The 13,121-nt window shown below is 69.9% G+C and carries 9 protein-coding genes; 7 read left to right on the top strand and 2 right to left on the bottom strand.

Translation table 11 applies throughout. The features are described 5' to 3' along the window. Nucleotides 1-138: 138 nt before the first annotated feature. From ACFU9P_RS07005 to ACFU9P_RS07015, 3 genes are all read left to right on the top strand, one after another. Nucleotides 139-1,737 (top strand): ArnT family glycosyltransferase, encoded by a 1,599-nt coding sequence (locus tag ACFU9P_RS07005; RefSeq protein WP_384078117.1) that lies wholly within the window; start codon nt 139-141, stop codon nt 1,735-1,737. Further along, on the top strand, nt 1,734-3,050 hold the full coding sequence (locus ACFU9P_RS07010) for a glycosyltransferase (RefSeq protein WP_376378480.1): 1,317 nt from the start codon (nt 1,734-1,736) through the stop codon (nt 3,048-3,050). The genes ACFU9P_RS07005 and ACFU9P_RS07010 overlap by 4 nt, the downstream gene beginning before the upstream one ends. A 131-nt stretch (nt 3,051-3,181) precedes the next feature. After that, on the top strand, nt 3,182-5,578 hold the full coding sequence (locus tag ACFU9P_RS07015; RefSeq protein WP_384078375.1) for a galactose oxidase-like domain-containing protein: 2,397 nt from the start codon (nt 3,182-3,184) through the stop codon (nt 5,576-5,578). 148 nt (nt 5,579-5,726) lie between these two features. Here the strand turns inward: ACFU9P_RS07015 and ACFU9P_RS07020 are convergent, their stop codons facing one another. Continuing rightward, on the bottom strand, nt 5,727-6,206 hold the full coding sequence (locus ACFU9P_RS07020; RefSeq protein WP_384078118.1) for a hypothetical protein: 480 nt from the start codon (nt 6,204-6,206) through the stop codon (nt 5,727-5,729). Between the two features lie 236 nt (nt 6,207-6,442). Here ACFU9P_RS07020 and ACFU9P_RS07025 point away from each other — a divergent pair, with 236 nt between their 5' ends. Genes ACFU9P_RS07025 through ACFU9P_RS07035 form a run of 3 tightly spaced genes read left to right on the top strand, consistent with a single transcriptional unit; the run spans nt 6,443 to nt 8,534 of the window. Next, on the top strand, nt 6,443-7,246 hold the full coding sequence (locus tag ACFU9P_RS07025) for a helix-turn-helix domain-containing protein (protein WP_384078119.1): 804 nt from the start codon (nt 6,443-6,445) through the stop codon (nt 7,244-7,246). Further along, complete coding sequence (locus ACFU9P_RS07030; protein WP_384078120.1) at nt 7,225-7,899, top strand: hypothetical protein; 675 nt, start codon at nt 7,225-7,227, stop codon at nt 7,897-7,899. Before ACFU9P_RS07025 ends, ACFU9P_RS07030 begins: the two co-directional genes overlap by 22 nt. A gap of 14 nt (nt 7,900-7,913) precedes the next feature. Then, the gene (locus ACFU9P_RS07035) at nt 7,914-8,534 is read left to right on the top strand and encodes a 2'-5' RNA ligase family protein (protein ID WP_384078121.1); all 621 of its coding nucleotides are present in this window, start codon (nt 7,914-7,916) and stop codon (nt 8,532-8,534) included. A gap of 252 nt (nt 8,535-8,786) precedes the next feature. Here the strand turns inward: ACFU9P_RS07035 and ACFU9P_RS07040 are convergent, their stop codons facing one another. After that, entirely contained in the window at nt 8,787-9,527 is a 741-nt protein-coding gene (locus ACFU9P_RS07040; RefSeq protein WP_384078122.1) for a hypothetical protein, read from the bottom strand. 313 nt (nt 9,528-9,840) lie between these two features. Between ACFU9P_RS07040 and ACFU9P_RS07045 the strand changes: the two genes are divergently transcribed. After that, complete coding sequence (locus ACFU9P_RS07045; RefSeq protein WP_384078123.1) at nt 9,841-12,933, top strand: ADP-ribosyltransferase; 3,093 nt, start codon at nt 9,841-9,843, stop codon at nt 12,931-12,933. Nucleotides 12,934-13,121 lie beyond the last annotated feature (188 nt).

Below are 13,121 nucleotides of genomic sequence, written 5' to 3' on the forward strand. Positions count from 1 at the left end.
AGAAATCGGAGACATCGGAGGGGATTCCCACGGGGACCCCCCCCCCTCCCTGTGGGGACGAGGGGGAGGAGGGCTGCCACCGAGAAGCCGACAGACGCCGGGAAGGGGGCTGTCCAGACCGGTCGGGCCAACACTCAGGTGCCCGACAGCCGCCGGCTCACCGTCCGCCCCGTCGTCCGCTTCCGCAGCTCCCGCGCCGACCTGCTGCTCTGCGGCGCGCTCCTCCTCGCGATCCTCGTCGTCCAGGGCTGGAACATCCAGCACTACCCGACGCTCAGCGACGACGAGGGCACCTATCTCGCCCAGGCCTGGGCCGTCCAGGAGGGCAAGGGCCTCGCCCACTACACCTACTGGTACGACCATCCGCCGCTCGGCTGGATGCAGATCGCCTTTCTGACCTGGCTGCCCTCGCTCTTCGTACCCGAGGCGATGACGGTCGCCCCGATGCGGTTCGCGATGCTGCTGGTCTCCGCCGCCAGCGCGGTGTTCCTGTACGTGCTGGCCAGGCGGCTGTGGCTGCCGCGCTGGGCCGCCGGGCTGGCGATGGTCCTCTTCGGGCTCTCCCCGCTCTCCGTGGTGCTCCAGCGGGAGATCTTCCTCGACAACATCGCCGTGATGTGGCTGCTGCTGGCGTTCTGCCTCGCGGCCTCGCCCCACCGTGATCTCTGGCACCACTTCGCGGCCGGGATCGCCGCTGCCGTCGGGGTGCTCACCAAGGAGACCATGCTGGTGGTGCTGCCCGCGCTGCTGGTGACGATGTGGCGGTTCAGCCATCGCGACACCCGCAAGTTCGCCCTCACCGGCGCCATCACCGCCTGCGCGCTGATCGGCCTCTCGTATCCGCTGTTCGCCCTGCTCAAGGGCGAACTGCTGCCGGGCGGCGGGCATGTCTCGCTCTGGGACGGCATCACGTACCAGATGAGCAGGCCGGGCTCCGGCTTCATCCTCGACCCGGGCAGCGGCTCGTACGGAGTGCTCCAGTCCTGGCTCTACTACGACCGGGTGCTGCCGCTGGGCGGGCTCGCGGGCGCCGTCCTGCTGATCATGACCCTGCGCTGGTCGGTCACCGCGCGGGCGCTGGCCGGGCCCGCGCTGGCCGTCGTGATCCTCACCGCCGTCGCGATGCGCCCCTCCGGCTATCTGCCCGCGATGTACGTCATCCAGGGGCTGCCGTACCTGGCGCTGGTACTGGCGGGCGGCGCGGCGAGCGTCACGCACGCGATCCTGCGCAGGAGGCGGGCGGCGAGGGAGAGCCGGAAACTGACCGCCGTGCGCTGGACGGCGTTCGCCGCCCTGGCCGTGACCGCCGCGGTGTATGTGGCGCCGCGGTGGTACGACGGCAACCGTACGGCCCTGACCTCCGACGCCAACGCCCCTTACCGGGCCGCCGCTTCCTGGATGGCCGAGCGGGTCCCCGACCCGTCCCGGACCCGGGTGCTGGTCGACGACGCGCTCTGGCTCGACCTCGTGCACGCCGGATACGAGCCGGGCCTCGGCGCGATCTGGTTCTACAAAGCCGATCTCGACCCGGCCGTCACCAGGACCATGCCCGGCGGCTGGCGCGACCTGGACTATGTGGTCGCCTCACCGACCGTACGGCGCGACGCGCGCGACCTGCCCAACGTACGGGCCGCACTGGACCATTCGGACCCCGTCGCCGTGTTCGGCGAGGGCGAGGACCGGATCGAGATCCGGCAGATCGTCGGAGGCGGACGATCCGTTGGAGGCGGACGATGAGCATTCATCCCCCGGTGGGAGCCGGCGCCGGTGCCAACGAGCCCGGCGGCCCGGTACGGCGGCACGAACTCGGCGACCCGGACCTGGAGGCGACCGCCCTGGCCGAGCCCGGCGCGGTCACCGTCATCATCCCGACCTTCAACGAGGCAGGAAACGTACGGGAGTTGCTGCGGCAGCTCACCGACGCCGTGCCCGCGCGGCTGCCCTGCGAGGTGCTCTTCGTCGACGACTCGACCGACGACACCCCCCAGGTGATCGCGTCCGCCGCACAGGACTGCCCGTTCCCCGTCAATGTGATCCACCGCGAGACCCCGGCCGGCGGCCTCGGCGGGGCCGTCGTCGAGGGCCTCAAGGCCGCCGGCTCCGAGTGGATCGTCGTCATGGACGCGGACCTCCAGCATCCGCCCGCCCTCGTCCCCGACCTGGTCGCGGCCGGTGAGCGGCAGCGCGCCGATCTCGTCGTCGCCAGCCGCTACATCACCGGCGGCAGCCGGGCGGGCCTGGCGGGCGGCTACCGCGTCGCGGTGTCCCGCGCGGCGACCTGGCTGGCCAAGGGGATCTTCCCGGCCAGGCTGCGCGGTATCAGCGATCCGATGAGCGGGTTCTTCGCGATCCGCCGCTCGGCGGTCACCGCGGAGGCGCTGCGCCCGCTCGGCTACAAGATCCTGCTGGAGCTGGCGGTGCGCTGCCGGCCCGAGCAGCCGGCCGAGGTGCCGTTCGTCTTCCGGGACCGGTTCGCGGGCGAGTCCAAGTCGTCCGCCAAGGAGGGGCTGCGGTTCCTGCGCCATCTGGTGGAGCTGCGGACCGCCTCGCCGCTCGCCCGGATGGCCGCCTTCGGACTGATCGGGCTGACCGGCTTCGTACCGAACCTGCTGGCGCTGTACGGGCTGACGGCGGCCGGGCTGCACTATCTGCCGGCCGAGGTGCTGGCCAACCAGTTCGGGGTGGCCTGGAACTTCGTCCTGATCGAGGCACTGCTCTTCCGCAGCAGGCGCGGCCACCGGCACTGGGCGGACCGGGTCGGCCGGTTCGCGGTACTGGCCAACGCCGATCTGCTGCTGCGGATCCCGCTCATCGCGCTGTTCGTCTCCAAGCTCGGGGCGGAGGTGCTGCCCGCGACGGCACTGGCGCTGCTGGCCACCTTCGTCCTGCGGTTCGTGGGGACGGAGGCGCTGGTGTATCTGCCGAAGCGGAAGGGGCGGCAGCGGCGGCGGGGCGCGGGCCGCGCTTCGGACCGTACGGAACGAGGAGCCGCGGCCGAGGGGCACGGGAGCCCCGCGGCCGACCGTATCGAGGGGGGCGTGATCCGGTGAGAGTGTTCGGAGCCAGGAAAACGGCGGGCGGGGCGAGGCAGGAGCGGGCGCGGGATTCGGCGCGTCCCTTCCGGCGGCCGCCTGCGCGTCCCCTTCGCCGGCCGCCCGCGCGGCGCAGCCGCCGTACCGCCCTGCTCGCCGTCGCCGCGCTGACCGGCGGGCTGCTGCTCAGCGCGCAGCAGCCCGCGGCCGCCGGGGTCAACCTCGTCAAGAACCCCGGCTTCGAGACCGCGGGCCCCGGCGGTCCCGGAGCCATGCCGTACTGCTGGGAGCAGTCCGGCTGGGGCGACAACGACTTCACCTTCGCGACCGTCGCCGACGCCCACTCCGGCACCAAGGCGGTCAAGGTCGAGCTGACCCGCCGCACCGAGGGCGACCGCAAGGCGCTGATCACCGAGTCCGCCGAGTGCGCGCCGGGCGTGGTGCCGGAGCGGCAGTACGACCTCTCGCTCTGGTACAAGTCCACCACCCCGGACGCGGCGATCACCCTCTTCCGGCACGACACCACGGCCGGCTGGCAGTACTGGACCGACCTCAAGACCCTTGACCTGAGCACCGGTTACCAGCGCGCGGAGGTCCGTACCCCCGTCGTACCGCCCGGCACCGACCGGATCACCTGGGGTGTCTCGGTGTACGGCACGGGCAGTGTCACCACCGACGACTACGCCATGGAGGAGGTCGCCCCGCCGCCCGTCGAGCCCGAGTGCACCGGCACCGCCCAGGAGTGCGTGGACGGCCGCTGGGAGGTCCTGCCGACCGAGAACCCCGTACGTTCCATGCACTCGGTGGTCCTCAACAACGGCAAGGTGCTGCTGATCGCCGGGTCCGGCAACAACACCGACATGTTCGAGGCGGGTACGTTCACCTCGGCGGTGTACGACCCGGAGGACGGCTCGTACCGTACGATCCCGACCCCTGACGACATGTTCTGCGCCGGCCATGTCCAGCTCTCGGACGGGCGGGTGCTGGTGATGAGCGGCAACAAGGGCTATCCGTCGGCGGACGGCACGGTCGGCTACCAGGGGTACAAGGACTCGTACGTCTTCGACCCGGTCACCGAGACGTACAGCAAGACCAATGACATGAACGACGGGCACTGGTATCCGTCGGCCACGATCATGGGCAACGGCGATGTGCTGTCCTTCGGCGGGCTGCGCGAGGACTCCAGCGGGTCGGTGACCGCCGAGCGCTGGTCGGCCGCCGAGGACAAGTGGCTGCCGCTCTGGCAGGTCAACCAGACCTGGTCGTACTGGGGTCTGTACCCGTCGATGATCCTGATGCAGGACGGCCGGCTCTTCTACTCGGGCAGCCATGTCTTCGGCAACGGCACCCCGGGGACGGGCTCGTCGATCTACGACTACGACGCCAATACGGTCACCGATGTGCCCGGACTCCAGAACAAGGACGAGCGCGACCAGTCGGCGAGCGTGCTGCTGCCGCCCGCGCAGGACCAGCGGGTGCTCACCATCGGCGGCGGCAACATCGACTCCAACCCGGAGGCGAACCGGCTCACCGACCTGATCGACCTCAAGCAGCCCAGCCCGCAGTACACCGCGGGACCGCCGCTCCCGCAGGGCACGGTCGATCTCGGCAACGGACCGCAGCCGCAGACCGGTGCGCAGGGCAAGATGTACGGCTCGGCGGTGCTGCTGCCGGACGGAAAGGTTCTGGAGACCGGCGGCGCGCTGCACAACCGCGCCAACCCGGTGTACGAGTCTTCCATCTTCGATCCGCAGACCGACACCTTCGATCCGGTGGCGGTCGACCCGGAGGCGCGCGGCTACCACTCGTCGGCGTTCCTGCTGCCGGACGGCCGGGTCATGACGACCGGCGACAACCCGGGCAACGGCACCTGGAACCATCAGGTGTCCCTGTACACCCCGCCGTATCTGCTGAAGGGGCCGCGTCCGCAGATCACTTCGCTGATCGACGACCAGTGGCTGTACGGGGACACGCAGCGGATCACGGTCGACCGGCCCATCACCAAGGCGGAGCTGATCCGGCCGGCGGCGGTGACACACTCGTCGGACCCGAACCAGCGGTTCGTGGACCTGCCGCTGACGGTGGACGGGAACAACGTCGATCTGAATGTGACGAGCAACCCGAATCTGGCGCCGCCGGGCTGGTACATGCTGTTCGCGGTCGACGCGAACGGGATTCCGTCGGTGGCGAAGTGGGTGCATCTGGGGGGACCGGCGGCGCTGGCGAAGGGGTCGACGGAGTCGGCGCATGTGCACGACTTCGCCGGTGATCTGGCGGGCAAGGTGAAGAAGCCGCAGAAGAAGCGGACTTCGGCACCGGTGAGCCCCCAGATCGCGGGCTGCGACCGCCACTACGGCTCGGCCAACGTCTGCGTACCCACGGTGTTCCCCGAGTCGGTGCAGCCGACGACGAAGGCGCGCTGCGACTGGCTGGCGGCGAACGCGTACGGCCGCCTCAAGGTCAACGGCAAGGACGACCCCCTGCGCCTGGACCCGGACAGGGACGGCACGGCGTGCGGAAGGGGCGACGTACGAGCGCGGAGCTGACACCTACGGCGGCTCCGGGCAGCCGAGGGTGCCGGGCCGGCGCAGATGTCGAGGGTACGGGTGACGTACCGGCCGTCGATGGCGTGGCACCGCTGGCCAGGTGTACGCGTCATCGGCGGTCGCGAGGTCATACGAAGACCGAGCGCGGTCATGGCGCGAGGGCCTCGACGCGCTTGCGGCCGTCATCGAGCAACTCGGCCACTGCATCGGCCGAGCACAGCTTCCCGGCGGTCTGTACGGGCACGGCCCAGTAGGGGGCGACGGCGGTGGGCTCCGAACGGTCCGTCCGGGGGATACCGAGCCAGCCGCCCGTACCGCGCACCACGCCGAGCGGCGACCGCCAGGTCCCACACGTCCCGGCGGGCACGAGCGCGTAGTACCAGGAGCCCGGCTGACAGATCACCGGCCCGTCGAGCGCCTCGGCCAGTGCGGCGCTCACCTGGTCGGGGCCGGTACAACCGACCGCCGCGTGCACCAGCTCCTGCGGCATCCGCACGGCGTCGTACGCACCCCCGGTACGCAGAACGGCGGGTCTGCCATCCTGCCAGTCCGCGCGGGCGATGTCCGGGATGTGCGAGGAGGACAGCAGCCATCGGGTGATGGCCGTCTCCGTCGTACGGGTCGTCATGATCGGCTCCTGTCATCGGCGGTTGGGTGCCGGTCACAACCGTTTCAACTCCGGCCCCTTCAGTCGCGGGCGCCGATGTCCAAGTTTCTTGGCGCTTGGCCGAAGCGATGACCTGCGGGAACTCTCAGTTCCGGACATGGAAGCGGACAGTCGGTGGCCCCTGGGCAAGGGCATTTCGCCCTTCGCGGGGTGACCAGTGGCTACCGTGAGCGTGCAATCCGTAATCAGGGAGAGCCATGACACCAGCACCGAAGCCAGGAGCCAAAGCTGACCGCGACGCCCTGCGCCACGAAATGACCGCGACCGGCTGCACTCCTGCGCAGATTGCTACGGAGATGCGTGTCCGGTTTCGGCTGCGGCCACGTGAGGCATGGCGGCACGCCCTGGGTTGGACCCTCCAGGAGACAGCCGAGCGGATTTCCGCAATGCCCGAAGCCGCTGTTGCCGCTGACGCGTCACTGGTGGGCAAATGGGAGAAGTGGCCGGGGCCGTCCAGCCGTCGCCCGACGCTGCAGATCCTGGTTGCCCTAGCCGCTGTGTACGGCTGCAGCGTCGAGGACGTCCTCGATCTCGAAGACCGGCGCGTTCTGCCGGAAAGCGACCTACGAATTCTGCGACACCGTGCGCCGGATCAGCCTGTCGCGGTAGCGGCCGACGCAGTGATCGAGACGCAGCCCGACCCGGACCGAGTCCGTGCAGCAGCGACGGAGTCCGCTGCTTGGGCCCAGTGGGCCGAGGCCACGAACGTGGGAGAAATCGCCCTGGAGCAGATCCTCGCCGACGTACGGACGCTTGCCAGCGAGTATCTGACCGGCGACCCCATCGCTCTCTTCGGCCGCACCCGTCGCCTGCGCGATCGTGTCTCGTTCTTCTTGAGGGACACCAGCCTCCACGCCAGTCCGCAGACCTCTACGTATCGGCCGGTTACCTGTGCGGGCTGCTGGCCTGGATCTCCAGCGACCTCGGAAACCTGCGCGCCGCAGACACGCAAGGGCGTACGGCGTGGCTGTGTGCCGAGATGGCCGGGCACACAGAACTGAGCGCATGGGTCGCGTCCACGCGCTCGAAGATCGCGTTTTGGGACGGCCGCCTGCGGGATGCCATCCAGTACGCCCGGCGCGGTGCCGCAGTGCACCCGCGAGGTAGCGTCGGCGCACTTCTTGCCTGCCAGGAGGCGGACGCGTGGTCCAAGCTCGGCGCGGTGGACGAGACGCAGGCAGCTCTACGCCGGGCCGTTGTCGCACGCGAATCCATCAGTGACGCTGACGAGGTCGGTGGCATCTTCTCCTGTACTCCGGCCCGTCAGGAGAACTACGCGGCGGCTGCACACCTGCGGATCGGTGCGTACGACAAGGCCCTGGCCGAGGCTGACACGGCGCTTGACCATCTCGCCGCCCAGCCTCTGAGCGCCTGGGGAACCGGAGCACAGATTCACATCAGCCGAGCGACCGCCCTGATTGGCACCGGCGAGCCGGACGGAACCCTTGATGCGCTCGCCCCTGTGCTTGCGCTGCCACCCGAGCAGCGCACGGCACCGCTCACCGGCCGGATGCGTGACCTCGGGTGGCTCATGTCTGCGCTTCCCTTGGCCACCAGTTCGGTGGCCAATGCTGCCCGACGCGCCCTGGACGAGTGGTGTCTGGACTCAGCACCCCGACACCTTGCCCTCTCGTCAGGAGATGGCGCCACCTGATTGGATTTCGCGTCATGACGACTCGGCCTGAGCACATGCGGAATCACTGGTGGTGGCGCCCCGGGTGGAGCGTCGGGCGGCGCTTCTACACCTGGCACCTGGTCTTCGACGGACAGCAGGATGTCCACCGGTTCGCCGAGCAGTACCGGGCCGCGCTGGCCGGGCTGGGTGGGCTTGATCCGATTCCGGATCGGTGGCTGCATCTGACCATGCAGGGCATCGGCTTCATCGACGAGGTCGAACAGGGCGATGTCGACGCCATCGTCACCGCGGCCCGCGACCGGCTCGCCTCCGTACCGGCTTTCGACGTCACGTTTTCCGCGCCGGTCATCGACCCGGAGGCCGTACTCGTCCCCGTACAGCCCGATGAACCGGTACGTGCGGTACGTGACGCCGTCCGGGCCGCGATCGGGGATGTCCTTCCCGAAGTGCCTGAAAGGGCCGAGGGGTTCCGCCCGCACGTGTCGGTGGCGTACAGCAGCGGTGACGGACCGGTCGGCGCGCTGGGCGAGGCGCTCGACGCGGCGGACATCGAACCGGCCACGGCGCGTATCGCGTCGGCCGAGTTGATCGTGCTGCATCGCGACAACCGTATGTACGAGTGGCAGCCGTACGCGCGGGTAGCGCTGGGCTGATCCGGGTCCGCGGGACGCCGCCCGGCACAGGCGGGGCGGCACGGGCTGTCGCGGGCGAACTCGCCCGCGTGTCTGGCGGACCTGTGGTGTCTGGAAGCGCGGGCGCTTGCGCTGCTCGGTGACCTGGACGACTCGTCGGCGGCCGAGGAGGCCGTGTCGGCGGCGGAGGACGGAGGGGGAGAGCGGGAGTGCCTGAGCCGGGGCGTCCGCGACCACGGGCAGCGCCGTCGCGGACGTGAGGGGCATCCGTGTCTACGCCTGGATGACCCGCTCGGCGATACCCTTCTTGATTGTCACTTCAACGTTGAGGTTGCCGTTCTTCGCGGCTGCGTCCAGCTCGTCGGCGGTGCAGTTCTCCACCTCCGGGGTCTCCGGGTCGCCGCAGATGTCGCCGCCTTGGATCACGGTGTCGTCCGCGACGAAGAAGGGGCGGCCGTCGACCTCCAGTTTGCCGGGTGCCAGATAGGTCAGCGTGCCGGTGACCGTGCCGTCCTCACGGTTGTCGGAATTGGCCTCTCCGGCACCGGTCTCTCCGGCCTCTCCGGACGGATTCCCGGAGGAGAGCTTCTGGACGACCTTGACGGCTATGCCCTTCTCGATGGTCACTTCGACGGTGCGGTTGCCGTCCTTCGCGACCATCTCCAGCTCCTCGGCGGTGCAGTTTTCCGCCTCCGGGGTCTCCGGGTCGCCGCAGATGTCGCCGCCTTGGATCACGGTGTCGTCCGCGACGAGGAACGGACGGCCGCCGACCTCCAGTTTGCCCGGCGCCAGATACGTCAGCACGCCGCTGACCGTGCCGTCCTCACGGTTGTCTGCACTGGCGTCGTCGCCGTCGGTGGCTCCGGAACCGGGGGCGGCACTGGAACCGGTGCTGGCCTCGGCAGCGGCGTCGGAGCCGGCGGGCTCGCAGGCGGTGAGGAACAGACCGGTGGCGGCCAGGAGACCGACAGCGGCCAGCGTGCGAGAGCGGGTGCGGGTGCGGCGGAGAGACATGTGGGTGCCCTTTCGGCGTTGCTTTGTTGTTGATCTCAACCTGTCAAACGGCCTCCACGGCAAGGCGGTTGATCGATCGGCACCTCTGTTGCACATCCATGATCAACCACCGGTATCTGTTACAGGACTCGGCTCTCCTGTGACCATCGCGCCGCGCTGCTCCGGAGACCGGGTGCGGGGGCGGTTGGGCCCGGCGGTGGGTCTGTGGGCCCTACGGGTTGGGCCTTGGGCGTTACTACGCTGACGCGACGCAGGTGCCGCGGGTGGGTGCCGTCAGCAGGACGTCTGGAGCAGTGTGGTGGAAGGGTTTCCCATGTCCGACCCAGGGACCTTGACGTTCCAGGGTGTCGCGCCGCCGCCCGACGGGCGCAGGGAGTTGCCTCGGCCCCTGGTTCTGACGCGGGCCCTGCTGTACCTGATGTTCGCCCTTACGCTGCTGGGCGGCATCAGTGTGCTGGCCTCGCTGCTGGACCTGGGCCGCCATGTCACGCCGACGCTCAGCCTGCTGGCGCTGTACGCGGTCGCGCCGGGGATCGCCGGTGTGGTCCTGGCGCGGCGGCTGTGGACCGGTGGGAAAGTCGTCTGGTTCGGGCTGGTCGGTCTTCAGGCGTGGCTGCTGGTCGGCAGCGTCATCAATCTGTACGGGGGTTCGGAGCGCGGGTTCGGCCAGATGGTGCTGCCCGGCGCTCTGCTGGTGCTGATCACCCTGGGCGGTAGCCGCGCCTGGTTCGAACTGCCCGCGGATCAGCGGGCCGTGAAGCCGCGCCTTACGCCCGAGCGGTTCCGCCGGGTTGCGATCCCCTCGCTTCCGCATCTGATCAGGTGGCGCCGGAACCGTGGCCAGACGACCGTCGAGTACGTCGGCATGGTCGGCCTGGTCGCCCTCATCATCGGCACGCTCGTACTCGGTGGCGTGCAGACCCAGATCGCCGACGGCCTCCAGACCGCGGTCTGCAAGATCCTCGGCGGCGACTCCTGCGGCACGCAGGTCGTGAGCGGCGGTGGTGGCGGCGCGGGCGGTGGTACGGGCGGTACGGGCGGCTCCGGTGGTGGTGACGACGGCGGCAGTACGACGACCGGTGGCGGCGACAGCGGGGGCGACAACGGCGGTGGCGCCGATGGCGGCGGCTCGGACGGCGGCGGCGACACAGGCGGTGGCGACGACGGGGGCACCACCGGTGGCGGTACCGACGGCGGTGGCGATTCGGGCGGTACGTCGGGCAATGGCGGCTCCAGCAACGGCGGCTCGGACAGCGGCGGTTCGGATGGCGGGAGTTCCAACGGCGGTGCTGACGGCGGTGGTTCGGACGGCGGTGGCGACAACGGCGGTACGGGCGGCAGCAGCGGCGACGACGGTGGCGGCAGCGACGGCGGCAGCTCCGATGGTGGTGGCAGCAACGGCGGTGGTGACTCCGGCGGTGGCGACTCGGGCGGCGGTTCGGACGGGGGCGGTTCGGACGGCGGTGGTTCCGATGGCGGCTCCAGCAACGGTGGTTCCAACGGCGGGTCGGATGACGACGATGACGACGACGGCGCTGTAGGCGGAGCCGTCATCGGCGGCGGCAGCTCCGGTGGTGGTTCGAGTGGCGGCGGCAGCAATGGCGGCGGTTCGAGTAGCGGTGGGTCCAGCAGCGGCGGTTCGAGCGGCGGTAGCAGCTCCAGCGGCGGTTCGAGTGGCGGCGGTTCCAGCAGTGGCGGTTCCAGCGGCGGTGGTTCGAGCAGCGGTGGCGGCAGTTCCAGTGGTGGCTCCAGCAGTGGTGGCTCCAGTGGCGGCAGCAGCTCCGGCGGTAGCTCGAACAGCGGTGGCAGCAGCGGTGGTAGCAGCAGCGGCGGGTCCAGTGGCAGTGGTGGGTCCAGCGGGAGCGGCGGTTCCAGCGGCGGCAGCTCCGGTGGCGGGTCCAGTAGCGGCGGTAGCTCCAGCGGCGGTTCCAGCAGCGGCGGTTCCAGCAGCGGTGGTTCGGACAGCGGTGGTTCGGATGGCGGTACCGAGACCGTGACCGAGTGCAACCCGGTCATGGCCCCTTGGGGCTACACCCAGGTCTGCACGGAGAAGCCCGCCACGACCGGCGGCAGTAACAGCGGCGGCAGCGACGGCGGCAAGGACGACGACAAGGACAAGGACGACGACAAGGACAAGGACAAGGACAAGGACGAAACCGAGACCGTGACCGAGTGCAATCCGGTCATGGCGCCTTGGGGTTACACCCAGGTCTGCACGGAGAAGCCCACGACCGGTGGCACTGACAGCGGTGGCAGCGACGGCGGCAAGGACGACGGCAAGGATCAGGACGAAGACGATAAGGACAAGGACGAGGACGAGAGCGAGGACGAGAAGGACAAGTGCGATGACGGAAACCTCGCTCCTCTCGGTGGTGCTGCTCCCCTCGGCTCACCCGTCTCCTACTCCGGCAGCCTGACCACAGGCGCAACCGGCACCGGCACCGTCACCTTCGCACTCGCCTCCGCCGAGGTCGGTACGGCCACGGCCACCCGTACGGCCACGGCCACGGCCCCCCGTACAACCGCCGCCACCTGGCACGCCGCCGGCACCCGCACCCGCTTCACACTCGCGGCCGACGAGCCCGACGCCGCTGCCGCCCAGGCCGCGATGCAGGCGCTGTCCGCGGTCTCCCTCTCCGGTTTCGGTACGTACCAAGAGGCAGAGGACGCGGTCCAGCAAGCCCTTGGCTCCAACGAGGGCCAGACGGACCCCACCCTGGAACAGGAAAACCCGGGTGACCCCAACGTGGGGGGCAGTTGCGAGGACCCCGGCGCCAACAAGCCGATGGACCCGTTCCACGTGCTGGACGAGATCCCGGAGTACCGCGCGGGCAAGGACGCACGCAAGGAATGGTCGGAGGAGGTCGAGCGGATCGCTCGCGAGAACCCGCTGACCGAGAACTTCACCGCCGAGGACGCGCTCATCATCGCCGACTACACCGGCCCCTGGGCCAATGACGCGAACATGTACCTCCGCGGCCAGCCGGTCCCCGGCAGCCGGGCCGCCAAGGTCCCGGAGTTCATCGAGAAGATGGACCGTGCACTGGAGCACCTGCCGCCGGTCAGCGGGAGCTTCTACCGGGGTACGTTCATGCCGCAGGACATGCTCGACAAGTACGCCGCGGGTGAGGAGATCACCATGCCCGAGTACCTCAGCACGACCACCGACATCAACAAGGCCCAGCGCGCCGCCTCCAACGCGAAGAGCAACGGCCGGGACGGCGAGTCGGTGCTCGTCCGCATCGAGACGGACAACGGCCGCAATATCGACCCGCTGTCCCGCTACCGGGGCCGGGAGTCGGAGGTCCTCATCCCGCGCGGCGGCACGTTCAAGCAGACCGGTACGGAGACGACCATCGTCGACGGCAAGGAGTACAAGGTCATCGTCCTGACGCAGACGGGCTGACCCATGTGCCCGGCCCCGGACGCGTACGGTGCGCGGACCGCCGAACACGCGCCCGGACAGTTCCGACGCGGCCGCACGTTCCGCAACGGTCCCGGTGGTGTCCGCGTGTCGGGAGCGGAGTTCTCTCGTTGGTGGGAGTGCGGACCGGGTTCGTCCGGGCCGGGCGTGATCTGTACGGACACCGGGAC

The organism is Streptomyces sp. NPDC057617 (assembly GCF_042800555.1).
In the GTDB taxonomy this organism is placed as follows: Bacteria; Actinomycetota; Actinomycetes; order Streptomycetales; family Streptomycetaceae; genus Streptomyces.

What these genes read in the sequence shown, in the direction of transcription:
- ACFU9P_RS07010 (WP_376378480.1), top strand. Translation starts at nt 1,734, where the DNA reads ATGAGCATTCATCCCCCGGTGGGAGCCGGCGCCGGTGCCAACGAGCCC.
- ACFU9P_RS07020 (WP_384078118.1), bottom strand. Translation starts at nt 6,206, where the DNA reads ATGACGACCCGTACGACGGAGACGGCCATCACCCGATGGCTGCTGTCC.
- ACFU9P_RS07025 (WP_384078119.1), top strand. Translation starts at nt 6,443, where the DNA reads ATGACACCAGCACCGAAGCCAGGAGCCAAAGCTGACCGCGACGCCCTG.
- ACFU9P_RS07030 (WP_384078120.1), top strand. Translation starts at nt 7,225, where the DNA reads ATGGCCGGGCACACAGAACTGAGCGCATGGGTCGCGTCCACGCGCTCG.
- ACFU9P_RS07035 (WP_384078121.1), top strand. Translation starts at nt 7,914, where the DNA reads ATGACGACTCGGCCTGAGCACATGCGGAATCACTGGTGGTGGCGCCCC.
- ACFU9P_RS07040 (WP_384078122.1), bottom strand. Translation starts at nt 9,527, where the DNA reads ATGTCTCTCCGCCGCACCCGCACCCGCTCTCGCACGCTGGCCGCTGTC.
- ACFU9P_RS07045 (WP_384078123.1), top strand. Translation starts at nt 9,841, where the DNA reads ATGTCCGACCCAGGGACCTTGACGTTCCAGGGTGTCGCGCCGCCGCCC.